General features: G+C 59.0%; 14 protein-coding genes and 2 pseudogenes. 4 read left to right on the top strand and 12 right to left on the bottom strand.

The features are described from left to right. The 4 genes from ACRQ1B_RS16765 to ACRQ1B_RS16750 form a co-directional block, all read right to left on the bottom strand. Positions 1-1,176: an ABC transporter permease gene (locus tag ACRQ1B_RS16765; protein WP_432294922.1), complete on the bottom strand. Its 1,176-nt coding sequence runs from the start codon at positions 1,174-1,176 to the stop codon at positions 1-3. Positions 1,177-1,185: 9 nt separating this feature from the next. Continuing rightward, positions 1,186-2,172: an ABC transporter permease gene (locus ACRQ1B_RS16760; protein WP_432294921.1), complete on the bottom strand. Its 987-nt coding sequence runs from the start codon at positions 2,170-2,172 to the stop codon at positions 1,186-1,188. Positions 2,173-2,199: 27 nt separating this feature from the next. Further along, positions 2,200-4,314, bottom strand: a complete 2,115-nt coding sequence (locus ACRQ1B_RS16755; protein ID WP_432294920.1) for a family 10 glycosylhydrolase — start codon at positions 4,312-4,314, stop codon at positions 2,200-2,202. Between the two features lie 103 nt (positions 4,315-4,417). Then, positions 4,418-6,346 carry an ABC transporter substrate-binding protein gene (locus tag ACRQ1B_RS16750; protein ID WP_432294919.1) on the bottom strand — a complete coding sequence of 643 codons (1,929 nt, stop codon included), beginning with the start codon at positions 6,344-6,346 and terminating at the stop codon, positions 4,418-4,420. Between the two features lie 207 nt (positions 6,347-6,553). Between ACRQ1B_RS16750 and ACRQ1B_RS16745 the strand changes: the two genes are divergently transcribed. Next, positions 6,554-7,567 carry a LacI family DNA-binding transcriptional regulator gene (locus ACRQ1B_RS16745; protein ID WP_432294918.1) on the top strand — a complete coding sequence of 338 codons (1,014 nt, stop codon included), beginning with the start codon at positions 6,554-6,556 and terminating at the stop codon, positions 7,565-7,567. A 655-nt stretch (positions 7,568-8,222) separates the two neighbouring features. On the opposite strand, the pseudogene ACRQ1B_RS16740 reads toward ACRQ1B_RS16745, so the two are convergent. From ACRQ1B_RS16740 to istA, 6 genes and pseudogenes are all read right to left on the bottom strand, one after another. After that, a pseudogene (locus ACRQ1B_RS16740) lies at positions 8,223-8,680 on the bottom strand (alpha/beta hydrolase). Positions 8,681-8,834: 154 nt separating this feature from the next. Beyond that, positions 8,835-9,290 carry a DUF892 family protein gene (locus tag ACRQ1B_RS16735; protein ID WP_432294917.1) on the bottom strand — a complete coding sequence of 152 codons (456 nt, stop codon included), beginning with the start codon at positions 9,288-9,290 and terminating at the stop codon, positions 8,835-8,837. A 269-nt stretch (positions 9,291-9,559) separates the two neighbouring features. Further along, the gene (locus ACRQ1B_RS16730; protein ID WP_432294916.1) at positions 9,560-10,030 is read right to left on the bottom strand and encodes a (R)-mandelonitrile lyase; all 471 of its coding nucleotides are present in this window, start codon (positions 10,028-10,030) and stop codon (positions 9,560-9,562) included. A 26-nt stretch (positions 10,031-10,056) separates the two neighbouring features. Continuing rightward, a complete protein-coding gene (locus ACRQ1B_RS16725; RefSeq protein ID WP_432294915.1) occupies positions 10,057-10,851 on the bottom strand; it encodes a carboxymuconolactone decarboxylase family protein in 795 nt (264 codons plus the stop codon). Positions 10,852-11,029: 178 nt separating this feature from the next. Next, positions 11,030-11,800: pseudogene (gene istB, locus ACRQ1B_RS16720) on the bottom strand (IS21-like element helper ATPase IstB); the annotation flags it as partial. Continuing rightward, positions 11,790-13,322 carry an IS21 family transposase gene (gene istA, locus ACRQ1B_RS16715; RefSeq protein ID WP_432294914.1) on the bottom strand — a complete coding sequence of 511 codons (1,533 nt, stop codon included), beginning with the start codon at positions 13,320-13,322 and terminating at the stop codon, positions 11,790-11,792. The pseudogene istB and the gene istA, both read right to left, overlap by 11 nt. Positions 13,323-13,335: 13 nt before the next feature. Between istA and ACRQ1B_RS16710 the strand changes: the two genes are divergently transcribed. After that, positions 13,336-13,629: an alpha/beta fold hydrolase gene (locus ACRQ1B_RS16710; protein ID WP_432294913.1), complete on the top strand. Its 294-nt coding sequence runs from the start codon at positions 13,336-13,338 to the stop codon at positions 13,627-13,629. Positions 13,630-13,952: 323 nt separating this feature from the next. On the opposite strand, the gene ACRQ1B_RS16705 is transcribed toward ACRQ1B_RS16710, so the two are convergent. After that, on the bottom strand, positions 13,953-14,894 hold the full coding sequence (locus tag ACRQ1B_RS16705; RefSeq protein ID WP_432294911.1) for an alpha/beta hydrolase family protein: 942 nt from the start codon (positions 14,892-14,894) through the stop codon (positions 13,953-13,955). 39 nt (positions 14,895-14,933) lie between these two features. After that, positions 14,934-15,692 carry an SDR family oxidoreductase gene (locus tag ACRQ1B_RS16700; protein ID WP_183687782.1) on the bottom strand — a complete coding sequence of 253 codons (759 nt, stop codon included), beginning with the start codon at positions 15,690-15,692 and terminating at the stop codon, positions 14,934-14,936. A 98-nt stretch (positions 15,693-15,790) separates the two neighbouring features. Here ACRQ1B_RS16700 and ACRQ1B_RS16695 point away from each other — a divergent pair, with 98 nt between their 5' ends. Together ACRQ1B_RS16695 and ACRQ1B_RS16690 are read left to right on the top strand one after the other, a co-directional pair. Beyond that, positions 15,791-16,690, top strand: coding sequence for an AraC family transcriptional regulator (locus tag ACRQ1B_RS16695; protein ID WP_432294910.1), 900 nt, complete (start codon positions 15,791-15,793; stop codon positions 16,688-16,690). Positions 16,691-17,014: 324 nt separating this feature from the next. Then, on the top strand, positions 17,015-18,241 hold the full coding sequence (locus ACRQ1B_RS16690; RefSeq protein WP_432294909.1) for an alpha/beta fold hydrolase: 1,227 nt from the start codon (positions 17,015-17,017) through the stop codon (positions 18,239-18,241). The last annotated feature ends 33 nt before the right edge of the window (positions 18,242-18,274 follow it).

Genomic DNA, 18,274 nt, shown 5'->3' with positions numbered 1-18,274 from the left:
TTAATTATCGTAGGGATCGGCAGCATCGCGCAATCCATCGCCAAAGAAATTGAACGACAGAACGGCAAGGACCACGGCGAGGCTTGGCCAGATCAGCAGCCAGGGCGCGGTTGCGACCGTGCGGACGTTCTGGGCATCCTGAAGCAACACACCCCAGCTGACGACCGGGGGCTTCAGGCCTACGCCGAGGAATGAAAGCGAGGTTTCCGCGACGATCATCGTCGGGATGGCGAGTGTCACGACTGCGAGAATATGGCTGGTGAGCGACGGCAGGATGTGGCGAAAGATGATCCTGCGCTCACCCGCCCCATCCAGTCTCGCAGCAGTGACGAAATCATCGCCGCGCAGCGAGAAAAACCGTCCCCTGACCTCTCGCGCCAGCCCCGTCCAACTCAGAAGCGATACGATCAGCGTCACCATGAAGTAGACAGAGAGCGGCGACCAGCTAAGCGGGATCGCGGCCGCCAGCCCGAGCCAGAGCGGAATGGTCGGCATGGCGCTGACGATCTCGATGATCCTTTGAATGAGGGTGTCTACCCAACCGCCATAGTAACCGGACACTGCTCCCATGATCACGCCAAGCGACAGCGAAATCGCCACGCCCACGAGCCCGATCGACATGGATACCCGCGTTCCGTAGATCAGGCGGCTCATCAGGTCTCGACCGAGGCGGTCGGAACCAAGCAGATACATTGGTTCGCGCGCATCTAATGGACCGACTAGATGGGTTTCCATCGGGATGACGCCCCAGAGCTTGTACGGAGCTCCCTTTACGAAGAAGCCGACCGGTATGATCTTCGTCTCGTCGACGACGAAACTTCGGCGTAGCGCCTTGGGCTCGATCTCGACCTTGTAGCCTTTTACATGCGGCAAGAACCCGGTCCCGCCATCAGCATTTGGCGCAAACAGTGCGATCCTCTGGGGTGGTGCAAAGGTGTACTGGGGCCGGGACGTGTTGGGCAGGCCGGGCGCCAGGAATTCCGCGAAGGCGCCGATCAGGTAGAGCACGACAATAATACCGCCTGCGAAGGCCGCGACCTTGTGGCGGAAGAAGCGCTGGCGGATGAGGGTCCACTGTCCGGCGGCTTCCAGAGTTTTGACCTTCCCTCCCAACTTCAGCGGGCTGATGGCGGGACCGGTCTCGAGTGCGGCGGTAGAATTTCTGTCGATCAACATGGCGCCCCCTCAGTTGAACCGAATTCGCGGATCAAGCACCGCCAGGAGAATGTCGGAGATCAGCATCCCGACCAGCGTCAGCACACCCATCAGGAGAATGAAGCTCCCCGCCAGATACATGTCCTGGCCAACCAGCGCGCGCAGGAGCAAGGGACCTGCGGTCGGCAGGTTCAGAACGATCGCCGTGATGGTGACGCCGGAGACCAGGTCGGGCAATACCCAGCCGATAGAGCTGACGAACGGGTTGAGCGCGATGCGCACGGGATACTTCAGTATCACCTTCCGCTCGGGCAGTCCCTTGGCGCGAGCGGTGATCACGTAGGGCTTGCTCAGTTCGTCGGAGAGGTTTGCGCGAAGGATGCGTATCATGGCGGCGGTGCCCGACATGGCGATGACGATCACCGGGATCCACATATGGCTGAGCATATCGGTCAGTTTGGCGAGGCTCCAGGGTGCATCAACGAAGGCGGGTGAGAAGATGCCGCCTACACTTTGTCCCAGGAACCGATAGCTGGCATACATCAAGGTGAGTGCCATGATGAAGTTCGGCACGGCAAGCCCGATGAACCCCAGCAGCGTAAAAGCGTGGTCGCCGAATGAGTGCCGCTTGACCGCCGAATAGATGCCGATTGGCAGCGAGATCGCCCATACCAGCAGAAGGCTTGCCAGCGAGATCAGCAGGGTCGATCCCATCCGGTCCCAGATCAGCGTGGAAACCGGCTGGTTCCATTCGAACGAATAGCCGAAATCGCCGCGGGTTAATATTCCGCCGATCCATACGAAATACTGAACATAGACCGGCTGGTCTAGGCCGTACTGGGTGCGCAACCGCGCGATCGTGGCCTCGTCCAGGTTCTGTCCCCCATCGGCCATGGTGGACAGAAGTGACGTCAGATAGTCGCCGGGCGGCAACTGGATGATCATGAAGGCGATCAGCGACATGCCGAATAAGGTCGGTATCATGTACAGAACGCGCTTCGCCACATAAGCAAGCATGGTCTCCTCCCGCTGCTATTGCTTGGCTTACGACTGCCAGATGAGATGAACCGTCTCCAAAGCCTCAATGGAGGGCACCAGGATTTCGACACGGTGCCCCACGATACGGCTTGACACCGCTTCATTGCCGACGAGCAGCTTCATTGCCCCCGGCTTGCGCCCCTCCGGCAGTTCGATCGACAGTTTTTGCTGACCGATCGGATAGACCTCCCGCAACGGACCCTTCATCATCATCGGGTTGGTGAGGTTGACCAAGAAGATCGCCATGGCGTCCTTACTCTCGTAGACGGCGATATCGATGATCCCTTTGCCCTCGACCTGGACACGATGATCTTTGCCGATCGCCCAGTTCACCGCATTGGCGATCAATCTGCCGTGGTCGGGAGCGAGCACCTTCCAGAAGACTTCGCCGATATTCCATGGGATGTAGACGACGCGTCCTCCATACCCTGTGTCGCGTGCAATGACGGCAGCTCCGATTGGCGCCTCCCTGGGGTAGACCTCCTCCATCGGCAGGTCGGGAAAGTCAGGCACGTAGAGGAACGGGGTGTCTGCCGTCGCATCTGCATCGACCGCGATCAGACGAGTTCCGCCGATGATGCGAGAAGCACCCTCATAACCCTTGTTCAAGGGGTGCGAGCCGGACAGCGCCACATAGGTGTTTTTGACTGGACCGCGAGGAGCCGAGGTCAGAGACGCTCCGAATACTCGTGATAGACCGAAATTATCCCGTCGAGTGCCAACTTCGTCGTAGAGTGAGGTCTCGTTTGCCGCGACGACTGAACCACCGCGCTGGACATATTGTTCAATCGCCAAGCACTGCTCGTCGGACAGATAGGTAGCGTTGGCCAGTACGATCAGCTTGAAGCGGTCGAGTGCTTCCGGCGTCATCACTTGGTCGGAGAGGAACTCGAACGGAATGCGCGCTTCGACCAGGGCGTGATAGAAACCGAGATCGTTGTGTTCGGCGATGTGCCGCTCTTCCGGTGCCCAGTGCCTGAGCGTCGTCGACGGATCGATGATGGCGATTTCGGCTGTCGGCTGCATTCCCTCGATTTGCGGCTCGATGTCCGCATGCAGGTTAAATGCCTCGACGACCGGCTGCACCCAGCGATCATCGGGGACGCAGGCGTTGAATTTTGTGAACCAGGGAAACAGTCCCTGCGCCATGCCATTATGAACCCACAACTTGATCTCTTCGCCGCTCTGGACGCTGTCCTTCCAGCGATATTCTTCCTCCGGCCCGATTGAGGTGATCAGCCCGACCGGACGGTCGCGGAACGTCCCGCGGATGCGCTTGCCGTTGCGGCCGGCAGACCAGCCGACCTCGACGCCTTGGCGCGCCTGATGGTCGACGAACAGGATCGGGCAATGCTTTTGGATGAGTGACAGGTCGAACTCCATGAGCGATGAACCGCTCATGTTGGGGATGAAGCTCGCGTGGGGGCGGATGGCCTTCACCGTCTCATCCCAGTAGACCACGAGGTCCGTGAGTATCCGCCGGCGCCATGCGGCCCATGCCTGCCATGCGGGATCGCTGGCGTCCGCTTTCGCGGGAAGGTCAAAGCCGGTTTCGCTTTTGAAACGTCTTTGATTATCATCGCTGTAGGAAACGCCGTGCCCCTGCCAGCGGTTGGCGAACACCGCATCCACATCGTATTTGGTGACAATCTCCCGAATGACCTCGGTGGTGAAATCGCGGTTGTAGCTGCCCAGTGCATCGGTCACAAAGATCCCGGGGTATGCCCAATGCTCACGAGGTGTTCCATCCCGGTTGATCGCCACCCATTCCGGATGCGCCTGCGCCGCATCGGCGTGGATCGCATGGGGATCGACACGCGCCATGACATGCATGCCTAGTTTGCGGGCGCCCTCTACGATGGTTCCGAATGGATCGGTGCCGCCGATGAATTTCGACACGTAATGCAATGGGATCTCGCTGGGGTAATAGGCGATGTAGCCGCCTGCCGAGAGGCACACCGCGTTCGACTTGGTACGTCGGAATACATCGATCCAGAACTCCGGATCGTATTTGTCGGGATCGTCTTCCGCGAATGTTAGCTGTGTCCAGCGGGTGGCGGACTTGTACCATTCAGGAGAACGATCGGTGGGAACAACGGCTTCGCTTGGTCGATGCAGCATATGAGCTTTCCATGGCAATAGGGTGCCTTCGCGCCGCGGGGCACGTGCAACAGGTTTAAGTACGCGTCCCAGTCCTTTTCAGGACAGGGACGAGACGGTGTGATCAGGCCTTGAAGAAGGTCTCGGGGTTGGCAGGTCCCGGCGTCGGATATCCCCAGGAGTTCGGCATGGTCTTGGGAACGTTCTGCATGTCGTTTCTCACCACGCCATAACTGTCGCTCGGCAGGCAGACGCCGAAAACATAGAACTGGTCCGCGGCGATCTCGAGAATTTCCGCCATCAACTTGCGTTGCACCTCGGGATCCGGCGAGCCGAGTACGCGGTCATATCGTTCCAACGCGTCCTTGACCGGCTGGGGTGGTTCGACCGCTCCCTTGGATGCGGGGTCGCGGTACCATAACTGCCACCCCTTGGCGTAGAGGGCTTCTGTCGTGTTGGGGATGAAGTAGCGTGGGTCGAGGATGGCTGCGATACCGCCATTGCCACCGAAGCGATGCGCCGTGCCATCGAACTCAATGCCCTGACGAACCCGCACCTCCCAGAGCGACCGGTCCATGCTGCGCATCTGTACATCGACGCCGACCGCCTGGAACATCGGCAGTGCCAGCTGGAAGATATCGAGGAAGGTCGCGCGCGCCTGGTCGATCTCGAATATGATAGTAACCCGTTTGCCGCTCTCATCCTGTCGGAAACCCTCACCGTCCTTGTTCGGAAGGATCTTGTCCAGCAGGGCATTGGCAGCATCGGGATCGTACTGGGTGAACTGTGTAGCAAGGCGTTCGTTATAGAGCGGGTCATCCGCTCGAACGGCGGGCTGCGAGATCGTCCCCTGACCGATGAAGACAGTGTCGATTATCGCCTGACGGTCGAGCGCCATCGACAGTGCCGCCCTGAAATCCTTGTTATTGTAGAGCTTGCGCTTGGCTTCGTTAGGATGGTTGAGATTAAGCTGGAAGACCATCTCGTTGGTTTCGGTCGAGGTCAGCGTATAAAGGCCGAACCTGCCCTGTTCCTGGGAGTCGTAAAGGACGGCGCGGTTGGCTGGGGTGGCTATGTATTGGTCCATCAGGTCGATCTCACCCTGCATGGCCTTCAACAGCAGCACCTGTGCATCGGCCACCATCTGGTAAACGATGCGATCGAGGTAAGGCAGCTGATTGCCCTTGGTATCGACCTTCCAGTAAAAGGGGTTGCGTTCGGCAACCGCGCGGTCGGTGCTCTGCCCCGGCGCAATTGCCATTTTCCAGGCATGGATGACCGGGCGCTGCGAGTTCTGAAAGAACTCGTTGTCTACGACGAGACCCGCTTCTCGCTGGAACAGCTGGATCCAGCCTGACGCCCCCTTGGCCTTGGCCTGCTGCTCGGCGTCTGGATTATATTTTATGTGGAACTGCTTGAGGTAATGTTTCGGCGCACGCGTCGTCTGGTCGTCGTTTGCCCAAGCGAGCCGCAGCGGGAATAGTCCGTTGGGTGCCGCGAAGATCACCTTGAAGGTAACGTCGTCGACAGCTTCGAACCGCGCCTTTTTGCCTCCGGCTCTTAGATGGTTCTGGCCAACATCGTTCAGGCCTTGGTAGTTGAAGATATCTTCGTACCAGAACAGGATGTCGTCGGTGGTAAATGGCTTTCCATCCGACCACTTCATGCCCTTGCGAAGCCTGAATGTGAATTCTGTCGCGTCGGCATTGCTTTCGAAGTGCTCCGCGACGTTCGGCACCACACCCGACCAATCCGGCGCATAACGCACAAGAGGCTCATAGGCCTGGTAGCGGAACAGCATCGATAGCGATCCACCGCCGACAATCGCGCTGTTCCAGTCACCACCATGGGTGCCAACGCGATCTAGAGGCGTTACGACGAGTGGGTTGATCGGCAGGCGATCCGCGACTGCGGGAAGTTTCCCCGCCTTGACCAATGCATCCAGCATGGCCGGCTCCCTTGCGGGAGTTACCTGCGCAAGCGCGGGCATTGCAGGCAGAATAACAGCGGCAGCACTCGCAGCCAGAAACGCGCGGCGACTAAATCCTTGCATGACTTTCCTCCTCCATTCACGTCGCAGCAAGGATGGCCTCCCCTCCTCAGGATCGGTCCCGCCACGTTTCCTCCAAATTTACTTCACCACACAGACAGCTTCTGTCTCGTTATTTATGATAGCTTGTATTATGTAATTTGTTAGGTAAAGCGTTATGTTGAATTTTGTTTTCACGACCGGCAAGCCGGTCTGACGATGAGGATGGTCATGGGCCGGGTTACATTGCAGGACATCGCCAACCACACAGGACTGTCCAAATTCGCGGTGTCGTGTTCTCTCTCGGGGAAGCCGGGCGTTAGCGACGCTACCCGGAAACGCGTCGGAGATGCTGCTGAGAAACTGGGATATCTCCGTCCGAAACCAGCAGAAGAACAGCGCGAGATCACTCTGATTTTCCATGATCGCGTTGACAGTGTGAGTTACGAGCTGCGCACCATGCTGCAGGACGGCATGCAACGTGAAGCGCATCGTCTTGGTCAGCCTGTTCGTCTACAATGGACTCACGACGCCAATAGGGTGGAGAGCATGGTGAGGGACAGCGCGGGCATCATTCTCGTCGGTCCCCATGAGCAGAAGACTTTGGATATCCTGAAGTCATCTGGCGTTCCGGTGGTACGGCTCGGTTGGGTCTCCCCTTTGGAACAGGCCGACCATGTCGGTGGAACGGACCATGAAGCGGGGATTGCGGTCGGCGACTATCTGATCGGGCTAGGCCACCGGGACATTGCTTTCCTGCAGGGCGAGGAAGGATTTCGCGGTCGAATGGAGCGATATCACGGTCTGCGGGAAAGTATGGAGCAACATCCTGAAGCGCGGCTCCATCACGTGCGGTTTGAGGAGGATGGAGGCTTCATCCCGGCGCTGCGAAAGCTTCACAATGCCGGCATTGCTCCGACGGCCCTGTTTTGCGCCCATGACGGCCTGGCACTCACAGCCGTTTCCGAACTCCTGGCGCGGGGCTACCGCATCCCGGAGGACATGTCGGTCGTCGGCTTCGGCGACTTCTCCGCTGCTACGCAGATCTCTCCTCACCTTACTACGATCAAGGTCCAGGGCGTTGAAATGGGTGCGACAGCAATGCGGCTTCTACTGGAGCGGATCGAAACGCGGGACCAGCCGGTGCACGCGAAACGCATCCTTATCGCGTCGACCTTTGTCGAGAGGCGATCATCGGGCGCCGCGCCGAAGCAAGCGAAATTGTTAGATCACACAAGCGCGTAGAGGCTTCGCCTTGAGCGGATGTGAACCGACGACTCACTATTTCGCGTCGGTGCGATAGCAACGGAATGAGACCGCAGCTCCTCATAGGCATCGCCCAACTTCCAGCAAGATCCCTGATTGCGAGTTATGAAAGCCGCAGCGTCCCTCTCAATGAAAAAATGGAAGCGTCGCTTAGGTCGACGGGCGGTCGGCGGTCCTCTCGTCGAGTAGCCCTCTGTCCCAAGGCGGCTCGCCTCGGAATATCTCGACCAAAAAGTCAATAAATGCGCGTACACGCGCGGTTTGGTTACGCGTTGATGGATGTACTGCATACATTGCGATCGGCGGTCGCATATGTTTTGCGAGCACGATCGAAAGCGTCCGCTCCGAACAGCGTCGTGGACGATGAACGTCGGCAGCATTGCCACTCCAAGACCGGCAATGGCCGCTTCCCGGACAGCATCCCCGTTCGCGAAGTCGAGCCGCGTATTCACAGACGGCACCACATCGTTCGCGAACTTCCAATAGGAGGCTTCTTCACGGTTGGAGTAAACGATCCCAGGAAACCGCGACAGGCCTGCCCCCGCGGTCGAGATTGTATGGCCGATGCGCGGTTCGATATCGAGCTCGACCGAAAACCCGGCGCCTCGCAACTGCCCTGCCGCGATAGTTGAGGCTACGGACGGGATCGTGCGGTCCTCGGCACCATGAACAAGAAGCACAGGGGTAGATTATTCTTCTGTGACACTGGTGTCGGAGGTAGGAGGCCGGAGAAGGCGACCAGGACACCCACGCCCCAGCGACCGGAAGCGACACCATCCAGCGCGACTATGGCCCCCTGCGACACGCCGACGAACGCCACGTCTCCAAGTCGCTCCTCGAAGCCTTCATGGGCGAGCGCGTCATGGATCGTTTGGTCGAACGCCTCATGCGCCTCGCGGATCCGACCCGGATCGAGTTGCATACATCCACCTTGAACCATTGGTGGCCGCCGTATCCATTGCGGTACGGGGCATCCGGAGTTGCGAAAGCGAATGTGGGACGATGAGCCCGCCAGGATGAAGTGAGAGGCGAGAGCTGCTGGCCCGACGCGCCGATGCCGTGGAGGAAGATGATGAGGTGCGATGCTGACATTCGATCCCGGCTTTTGAAAACAAACCGAGGGCGCTCGACCCGGCATGGGGAGCGCCCTCGTCACCCGCGACGGCGAACGCGCGACCGTTATGGTCGCAGCAGGCCGTCGTCAATGTGGGTGCTGATCCTCAGATGAGGATCCACGACACCGTATTCAAGATGACAGCGTTTTCGCAGTGGATTCCATCCATGCCCGGTGACGCAGTTCGTCCTGGTGCGCCTTCATGAAGAACGCCTTCGACTGCGGGATCGCATCCTCGTGACGGGAGGCGCGCTCGTATGCGGTAACCGTGTCGTCTTCGTTCGTCTTCATCGCCTTGAGGATCGCGGAATCGCCCATCAGATCGGCGAGGGCAATCTTGCCCGTTGTCAGGATCTGCTTCATGTCGCCTTCCGTCGGCGCGTCGATGCCAAGCTCGCGTGCCATCTCGTTCAGGGCGACGACATGCTGCAGGTGGTCCTGCTTGAACTCCGCGATCTTGGCGCTGAGGGTCTTGTCGTCGAGCCGTTCGATGCAGGAATCGTATGCCGCGATGGCATCGTGCTCGACGTACAGCAGATCCTTGACGAGCTTCTCGATGTTGCCTTCGTTTCCGACCATGGTAACCATGAATTCTTCTCCGTTCGGGTTGTTGGGTACCCGCTAACGGCGCGTCGGAGAGAATGTTCCGGATCCCAGGCTTAGATGGACGAGGCGACTTCGGGCTTGCTCGATGTTCCCGTTGCGGACGTGGAGCCGCTCGGATGCTGTTGGACGACGATCACGGAACGCCCGCTGCGGGTGCCGTGCCAAACCTTTGGCAGGCATCACACGCTTCTGAGCGGTGAGAAAGCGGCACAATCCGACCGCCTTCATATCATCGCTTCGAATTCAGCCTGTTAGTCGAGATACTGCTCATCTGAAACGAGCTCCATCCACTCGGCGTTCTTGCCGTCCTGGATGTAGGTTATGGCGTAGTGGCTCATCGCGTTTTGCGCAGTCCCACCATGCCAATGTTTCACGCCGGCGGGGATCCAGATCGTCTCGCCCTGACGGATTTCCTGACGCTCCTGGCCTTCCTGCTGCACCCACCCCTTACCCGCTGTCACGATCAGCATCTGAGCGAGGGGGTGCGTATGCCATGCGGTCCGAGCTCCGGGTGCGAACGTGACAAGGCCAGATGACGCTGGTGTCGATATCGACGTCGGTAGAAGCATGTCCACGACAACGTTGCCTGAGAAATTCTTGGGGTCCGCAAGGACTGACGCCGCAGCTCCGACGGGATTGACTGTGATGCCTTCCGCTCTGGCCGCGGGTGCGTCAGCCATAGCCATGGTCGAAAGAGTAGCGGCGACGAGGGTGTTCTTCATGAGGGTCATCCTTCTTGCGTATACGGTTACTGCTGGCGCTTCTTGAGCACTTCGGCGACGACAGGCCCTGCCGAAAAGGCATTCGGCCATCCCGCGTAGAAGGCGATTTGTGTGACGACTTCGCCCGCCTGCTCCGCTGTCAGGCCGTTGTCCAAGGCCCGGTTGAGATGGCCTGCGAGCTGGGCCACCTGGACGTTGGCCATCAGCGACGTGATGGTGACGAGGCTGCGGTCACGCGGCGAGAGATCCGGTCGCAACCAGACATCCTTGAACAACGGATCAGTCGTGAACTCCGCAAGACCCGGCACGGCATCTCCGAGCAGTCCCTGGACTGCCTTCTGGCGAGCCGCCTCACCCTCCTGGTTGAGTGGCATGAGATCTGGAGAAGCTTCAGGCAACTGGTCAGCGTCTATGTTCCGCTCGCCGAAAATGGCGTGGGCGACGGCAACCGCCGACATCGCATTCGTCCAGCCCGCATAAAATGCGAGATGTGTGATGATTTCGGAAAGCTCTTTCGGCGTAACGCCACTGTCTAGTGCGAGGTTCATGTAGTGAGGAAGATCGGCGGTCTGGCTGCGGGCGATCAGGATCGCGACCGTGACGACGCTGCGGTCGCGGACTGAAAGCTGCGGGCGGGCCCACAGACCCCCGACCACGCCCTCCTTCTCGTACCTTCCGAGGGCGGGAGAGACGCTTCCGATTTCCTCGGATGTCACGCTTGTCGATCTGTTCATATTGGTACCTTGCTGGGAAAAGGCGGGTGATGCTGTGATGGTGGCAAGACTGAGGGCGGCGGCGGTCAGGAGCTTCACGGTCGTCATCCTTTCATTCAACGGCTTACCATCCTGAGATAGGGCTTAAGGATGACCGTATTAGACGCCGCGATCTGATAGGCCTTATGGTGTTGGTTTCCACGCAGAACTGAGCCGGTTTTTCCACCGAGAAGTGAGCCACCTCTAAGTATGGTTTTCTGATCAGGGTTTGGTCAAGGGATCGGCTTTTCTCCTCTTTCTTCTGAGCTGCTGCGGCCGAGCTGGCCTTGAAGCGGAAGCTGTCGTTCCCTGTTTCCAGGATGTGGCAACGGTGGGTCAGGCGGTCGAGCAAAGCCGTGGTCATCTTGGCATCACCGAAGACGGTTGCCCATTCGCTGAAGCTGAGGTTGGTCGTGATAATGACGCTGGTGCGCTCGTAGAGCTTGCTTAGCAGGTGGAAGAGCAACGCTCCCCCTGAGGCACTGAACGGAAGGTATCCCAATTCATCGAGGATCAGGAGATCGAGGCGAACCAGGGTCTCAGCGATCTGTCCTGCCTTGCCTTTGGCCTTCTCCTGTTCGAGCGCATTGACCAATTCGATGGTCGAGAAGAAGCGGACCTTCCGGCGGTGATGCTCGATCGCCTGGACGCCGAGAGCAGTCGCGACGTGTGTTTTACCTGTGCCCGGTCCGCCGACGAGAACAATGTTCTGCGCTCCGTCCATGAACTCGCATCGATGCAGTTGACGCACCGTCGCTTCGTTGATCTCGCTGGCGGTGAAGTCGTAGCCGGAGATATCCTTGTAGGCTGGGAAGCGGGCAGCCTTCATGTGATAGGCAATCGAGCGAACCTCGCGCTCGGCCATCTCGGCTTTCAGCAACTGGGACAGGATCGGCACGGCCGCATCGAAGGCTGGTGCTCCTTGCTCGATCAGGTCGGTGACCGCTTGGGCCATGCCATACATCTTCAGGCTACGCAGCATGATGACGACGGCGGCACTTGCGGGATCATGACGCATGGCGACCTCCCACGATCCGGACACGCAAGCCATCGTAGCGTTCGACGTTGGCCTTGGGTTCACGCAACAAGGTCAACGCCTGTGGCGTGTCGATGTCAGGGCCGTCAGTCGTCTTCCCATCGATCAGACGATGCAGCAGGTTCAGCACATGCGTCTTGGTCGCGACGCCTTGAGCCAGAGCCAGCTCCACAGCCCTGACGACGACCTGTTCGTCGTGATGAAGCACCAGAGCAAGGATATCGGCCATCTCACGATCGCCGCCCAGGCGACGCAGCATCTGGTCCTGCAACTGTCGAAAGGCCAGCGGCAATTCCAGGAATGGCGCACCATTGCGCAAGGCACCGGGCTTGCGCTGAATGACGGCAAGGTAATGCCGCCAGTCGTAAATCGTCCGCGGCGGTTTGTCGTGGCTGCGCTCAATCACCCTCGGATGTTCGCATAGGACATTACCCTCGGCCGCAACGACCAGTCGCTCGGGATAGATTCGCAGGCTGACGGGCCGGTTAGCAAAGGAGGCCGGCACGCTGTAGCGGTTCCGTTCGAAGGTGATCAGGCATGTCGGCGAGACCCGCTTGCTCTGCTCGACGAAGCCGTCAAACATGGCGGGCAATGCCATCAAAGCAGGCTGCTCATCAGCCCAAACATCGGCGATCGAACCGGGCAGGCTCCCGTGCGGTGTCTCCTGCCACAGGTCCTGGCAATGCTGTTCCAGCCAGGCATTCAATGCCGCCAGATCAGGAAAGTCCGGCATCTGTTGCCACAGTCGCGGCCGGGCATCCTGGACATTCTTCTCGATCTGGCCCTTCTCCCAACCCGCGGCGGGATTGCAAAACTCAGGCGCAAAGACGTAGTGGTTCGTCATCGCGAGGAAACGGATATTGACCTGTCGCTCCTTGCCACGACCGACGCGATCGACCGCGGTTTTCATGTTATCGTAAATGCCGCGACCCGGCACACCGCCAAACACGCGGAACCCGTGCCAATGAGCGTCGAAGAGCATCTCGTGCGTTTGTAGCAGGTAGGCCCTGACCAGAAACGCCCGGCTGTGTGATAGCTTGATATGGGCGACCTGCAGCTTCGTGCGCTCGCCGCCAATGACGGCATAGTCCTCACTCCAATCGAATTGGAATGCTTCGCCTGGGCGGAAAGACAGCGGAACAAATATGCCGCGGCCCGTCGTCTGCTGTTCACGTTGTCGTTCCGCTCGCCAATCACGGGCGAAGGCGGCAACCCGACCATAGGAGCCGGTAAAGCCAAGAGCCACCAGGTCGGCATGAACGTGCTTCAGTGTTCGTCGCTGTTTGCGCGACTTCCCGGCCTCTGTCTTCAGCCAGGCCGCCAGCTTGTCGGCAAAAGGATCAAGCTTGCTCGGTCGTTCCGGTACGGTGAATGTTGGTTCGATTGTACCAGCGTTCAGATACTTCGCGATCGTGTTCCGCGACAGCCCTGTTCGCCGGCTGATCTCGCGGATCGACTGCTTCTCACGCAGCGCCATCCGACGAATGATATTTAAAAGTCCCATGTGGATCACTCCGTTGCCCCCGTCGCTCTCCGCGTTGGGGGAAGGTTCACATGGCTCAATTCTCAATGGAAATTATGCGCCTAACCGGCTCAGTTCTGCGTGGAAACCAACACTTCAGGCATTCACGATCCCGACGCTTGTCATCCACGGCACGTCGGACAAGACTGTGCCGATCGATCCGGCCGGCCGCGCCGCGGCGAATGGAATTTCTGGATCCAAGCTGATCGAGTATGACGGCGAGCCGCATGGTCTGTTCGCAACGGCGCCAGAACGGCTGAACCGCGACCTGATCGAATTCCTCGGTTGAGAAGCGAGACCCAGCCATACCTGTGTGGCTTGGCTGGGTACCAATTCCAAGCGGGTCACTTACGCCGCAGCCTCAATAGTCGTCATTCGTAAAACCGTGCATTTTTCTGCAAGGCCTCTTTGATCTCTACTTAAGGTCTTGAACGGAGCCGAACCCACGACCCCGCTATTTTTGGTGAATCGGACGAGATTTGGAGAGGGTTCTGCGACTTAGAACGCTCGGTCCTCGCCTTTATTGGAATCGCGAACAAGCAAGTCTAGTGTGCGGTGCGCTCAAACTAACGAGGCATCTCGCGGCAGACTGCTCCAGAAGCCGAGCGACTGTCAAAGATGCTTCTCCGAGACAGTGGCGAGCGTTGCCGCATACTGGAAAAGCGCCGAAGTTGCGCGTTCCCAGGCCCCGTCGTCTGCGTTGAGAGCCGTCTGAAGCCACGCAAGCGTCAGGCGCCGCGTCGCTTCCAGCACGTCTGGGGATTCTGTTTCTGTTTCCTTTGCGTCTAGTGCGGCGATCCCGCCTAGGCCGTGACCAACGCCATGCATGGTCAGCATTGCTTTAGCGCCCGGCGCATCGTGAAACGCATCTGCATGCCACTCAGGGCCACGGGTGGTGAAATGCGGTTTGTCCATATCACCACAGACAACCAAGCTTGGTGTCGTCAACGTCGAGAAGTCGACGTCGAAGAACGGAAACCGTGCAGCACTCTCTGGAGTCATGTCCTCGCCGCGTCCCGGTGTTGTCAGAAGAACGCCAGCAGCAATGCGAGGATCGGAGAGGTCCTCGCCATCCAGCTGGGCCCCGAGCAGGAGCCCGACCGTGTGGCCGCCGAAGGAATGCCCGACCGCGCCGATGCGTGAATAATCCATCCGGCCGGCCACGCCACGAGCCTGTCTCTCGATCTCCGGCAGTTGGTCCAGGATAGCCTTCATCTCCTCCACCCGCTCACGCCAGAAGAACGGCGCGCCCGGTTCATCGGACGGTAGGCCGCCGACCCGCGAACTTGCATGCGTCGGCTGGATGACGACGAACCCTCTTTCCGCCCAAAACTGCACGAGGGGAGCGTAGCCATCCTTAGAGGGGATATAGTTTGAAGGGCCGTAGCCATGCGACAGCAGCACAATCGGCAGCTTGTCGCCGCTCGCGGGCGCGGTCAGCCGCAGCTCCAAGGGCTGGCGGCCGGGCATTAGAAGTCGGATCGGCGTGTAGGCGACAGTGAGAGTAGCTTCAGGCGTCGGAATATGCTTGGCGAGATTGATCAGATTGTTCATGGCTCTGGACCTTCAAAGGAGGGTTTCGGAGGGTGATATTCAGGTGAGCAAATGACCCGCTTCGTGGAAGGAGGTTTCCGCGTCGGCGCCGGCGGGGATCTTCATCGGCGCGTCGATCTCCGTCACAGACCGCCAGACGGCCTCTGCAACCGCATCCGCGGTCGTGACCTCTGTGCCCGAACGCAGCTTCGTCATGTAATCGTCGACGAAGGCGGTATATGGCTCGGGAATTTCCATGCCCATGCGCGAGACAGCATTCTTGCCGAAGCCGGTCGTCGGTGCGGAGCCAGGTAGGACGAGTTTAGCGCGGACTCCGAACAGCGCCGCCTCGAGCGCGAGGCTCTCCGTGAAGGCATTGAGTGCCGCCTTGCTGGCGCTGTAGACCGAGAGAGCGGGCAACGGCCTTATCGTGACGGCGGAGCTGACATTGACGATGACGCCTGAGCGCCGGACCCTCATCTGCGGAAAAACAGCTTTTGTCATCGCCATTGCGCCGAAGACATTCGTCTCGAACAGTTCGCGAACCTTCGACATCTCCGAGCCTTCGAGCACATTGAGCATGCCCACGCCGGCGTTGTTGACCAGAGCATCGATCGTGCCGGCAGCTTCGACCGCCTCAGCAATGCTGTCCGCGCTGGTAACATCTAGCGGCAGGACTTCGAGCCCGTCGTTCGAAGGAAGAAGGTCGTTTCGCGGTGTGCGCATGGTTGCGACGACGTCCCACCCGGCGTCCAAGAATTTCTGTGCGGTGACAAGGCCGAAACCGGACGAGCAACCGGTGATGAGGATCTTTGGCATGTTCCATCTCCTGTCATTTGATTGGGCTAAAGATGGACCAAATTGCCCGGACCTGCTATAGTCGCATGTCCGAGTATGTTTAGCGAAAGTCCGAATTCATGACCGATCCGGTTGCTGAAGTTGTTTCTTTGTTGAAGCCGAGCCCGTCGATCTCAAAGCTGGTGACGGGCGGCGGTCGGTGGCTGGTTGAGCGCACGGAGCTTGGAAGCCCCTTCTACTGCGCGGTGGTCGAGGGCCGTTGCCTGATGACGATCGCCGGTCGTGAGGCCATGGTGCTGGCTGCGGGCGATTTTGTCCTGGTTCCGAAGATCTTCTCGTTCACGATGAGCAGCATGGAGCCGCCGCCACGGGGCGCACTTGCCCAGCGCTTGGAGACCAGCCCCGGTGTCTTTCATCTGGGCGACCCGGAAGGGTCGGCGGAGATCAAGGCACTGGTTGGCCATTGTCAGTTCGGCTCGGATGACAAGGCCCTCCTCGTATCGCTGCTGCCGGAGGTCATCCATGTTCATGGTGAAGAGCGACTGATGGCTCTCGTCCGAATGATCAACGAGGAGACAAGGGCCGACCGTGCCGCGCGTGAGATGGTGCTCAATCGGTTGCTCGAAGTGTTATTCATCGATGCAATACGATCGGCCGCAAGCGCTAAGGCACCGCCGGGTCTCCTGCGTGGCATGGCCGATCCATTGCTGGCGCCTACATTACGCCGGATACACGCAGATCCAGGGCGCAGCATGACGGTGGAGACGCTTGCCCAAGAGGCTGCAATGTCTCGTTCGACCTTCTTTGATCGCTTCCGCAAGGAGGTAGGCGTCGCGCCGATGGAATACGCAACACGTTGGCGGATGGCTTTGGCGAAAGAGCTTCTTCGCGACGAGGTCGCAATGGCGGAAATCGCTGAACGCGTCGGCTATGGCTCGACGAGCGCTTTCAATGTCGCCTTTAGCCGGCATGTGGGGATGCCGCCCGGGGCTTATTCTCGCGCAATTGCTGCCACGTAAGCATGTATGACCTTTTGAAAAGCTGGCTAGCCAAGCTCCAGCAGCCGACCGCCGCGGGTCATGAACTCGCAACTGTGCCAACAGCTTACCAAGTGGTGAGGCGGCCATCGCGTCATCGATGCGATGAAGTCGATATACTTTCCGAAACCTTATTTACGTAAAGTGCGTAATTGACCGTAGATATCCTGCGTATATCTTCGGCGAGCGATTGCACTCGTTTCTGCAGACACGGCCGATCGGGTCTCTTAATCGCCCTCGCAAGCTTCGGCTGCGCATAGCACCCCTGCGCGAGGCGTATTCTGAATTGAACAATTGGAGTGTCTTATGAATGCCTCGATATTGAGACGGGCGGCCACGCACGCGCTCGTCATGACGATCCTTAGCTCCAGCGTGATGACCGCGGGTTACACCGCGCCCGCCCTGGCTGTGGAAGAAGCGGCAACGTCCGGAGCGGTGATCTCCCATAAACCGCACAACATTTCACCACAGATCAAGGGACACGCAGAGCTCATCGTCCACACCATGCAGTCAGTGTCCGGAGACCTCACAACGGCATCGACCCTTCTTTTTGTGCCGGACGGACAGTCATCACGCGGTGGATGGCCAGTAATCGCCTGGGCACATGGGACGACGACACCTGGCAATAAGCTGTGCGCACCCAGCCTGACAGAGGAGCTTGATGGTGGCCTTACAAAGGATGGCTTCAACAGCGATTACCTGTTCGAAATCTCGACGCTTGTTAACGCCGGCTATGCGGTCGTTGCTCCTGACCTGGAAGGGCTTGGTAATGTCGCAACGGTCCCCTACCCCTATTTCCATGCCGGCAGCCTGGCACGGTCGCTCATCAGCGGCGTTGTCGCTGCTCACAAAGTTAACCCCAACCTCTCGACCGAATATGTAGCGGTCGGGCATTCCGATGGTGGTCATGCGGTCCTCGGCGTCGAAGCCTATGCCGATGAAGCCCCGCAGTTGAAATATATCGGAACGGTGGCCATAGCGCCTTACACCTCGATCGATGCTTTCGTCGAAGAGCTAGGCCAGCGAGCCGTTGCGAACCCAGACAAGGCAAGCGACTATCGCCTTCTCCAGAACTTCAACGTCGCCCTCATGACGACCGGGTTGAAGGTGATCGATCCTTCGTTCAAGGCTTCATCCGTGATGGGCCCCGATCTTGAAGCGCAGTTGAAGGAATTCACGACACGTTGCTCAGTTCCTGCCATTGGCGGGCTGTCTAAAGCGATTGCCGCGAAAGGTGCGACCTTCGATGGCTTCAGACAAGATTGGGCGAGCGATCCAAAGATGGCAGCGTTTCTTACTGCGAACGACCCGGCTGCCAACCCGAACTTCCGCCTCAAAAAGCCGACCTTCATCTCGCTGGGTCCCGACGATGCTTTCGTCTTCGTGAACACGACGCGGGCGCTGGTCGCTCGGTTGAGAGCAGACGGGACACCTGTGACATACAATGAGTATCCGCACACCGACCACTTCACCGTCATCCGTGCCGCGCAGCCTGACACTATGAGCTTCCTGAAGCAACTTTTCGCAAACTGAATCGCAATCGCGACAGCCGCGCCGGAAAGAAAA

The sequence above is a fragment of the Endobacterium panacihumi genome (assembly GCF_050847465.1).
Lineage (GTDB): Bacteria > Pseudomonadota > Alphaproteobacteria > Rhizobiales > Rhizobiaceae > Neorhizobium > Neorhizobium panacihumi.
The sequence above is the reverse complement of the archived record's forward strand: the minus strand, read 5'-3'. Positions and strand labels throughout refer to the sequence as shown.

What these genes read in the sequence shown, in the direction of transcription:
- ACRQ1B_RS16765 (WP_432294922.1), bottom strand. Translation starts at nt 1,176, where the DNA reads ATGTTGATCGACAGAAATTCTACCGCCGCACTCGAGACCGGTCCCGCC.
- ACRQ1B_RS16760 (WP_432294921.1), bottom strand. Translation starts at nt 2,172, where the DNA reads ATGCTTGCTTATGTGGCGAAGCGCGTTCTGTACATGATACCGACCTTA.
- ACRQ1B_RS16755 (WP_432294920.1), bottom strand. Translation starts at nt 4,314, where the DNA reads ATGCTGCATCGACCAAGCGAAGCCGTTGTTCCCACCGATCGTTCTCCT.
- ACRQ1B_RS16750 (WP_432294919.1), bottom strand. Translation starts at nt 6,346, where the DNA reads ATGCAAGGATTTAGTCGCCGCGCGTTTCTGGCTGCGAGTGCTGCCGCT.
- ACRQ1B_RS16745 (WP_432294918.1), top strand. Translation starts at nt 6,554, where the DNA reads ATGGGCCGGGTTACATTGCAGGACATCGCCAACCACACAGGACTGTCC.
- ACRQ1B_RS16735 (WP_432294917.1), bottom strand. Translation starts at nt 9,290, where the DNA reads ATGGTTACCATGGTCGGAAACGAAGGCAACATCGAGAAGCTCGTCAAG.
- ACRQ1B_RS16730 (WP_432294916.1), bottom strand. Translation starts at nt 10,030, where the DNA reads ATGAAGAACACCCTCGTCGCCGCTACTCTTTCGACCATGGCTATGGCT.
- ACRQ1B_RS16725 (WP_432294915.1), bottom strand. Translation starts at nt 10,851, where the DNA reads ATGACGACCGTGAAGCTCCTGACCGCCGCCGCCCTCAGTCTTGCCACC.
- istA (WP_432294914.1), bottom strand. Translation starts at nt 13,322, where the DNA reads ATGGGACTTTTAAATATCATTCGTCGGATGGCGCTGCGTGAGAAGCAG.
- ACRQ1B_RS16705 (WP_432294911.1), bottom strand. Translation starts at nt 14,894, where the DNA reads ATGAACAATCTGATCAATCTCGCCAAGCATATTCCGACGCCTGAAGCT.
- ACRQ1B_RS16700 (WP_183687782.1), bottom strand. Translation starts at nt 15,692, where the DNA reads ATGCCAAAGATCCTCATCACCGGTTGCTCGTCCGGTTTCGGCCTTGTC.
- ACRQ1B_RS16695 (WP_432294910.1), top strand. Translation starts at nt 15,791, where the DNA reads ATGACCGATCCGGTTGCTGAAGTTGTTTCTTTGTTGAAGCCGAGCCCG.
- ACRQ1B_RS16690 (WP_432294909.1), top strand. Translation starts at nt 17,015, where the DNA reads ATGAATGCCTCGATATTGAGACGGGCGGCCACGCACGCGCTCGTCATG.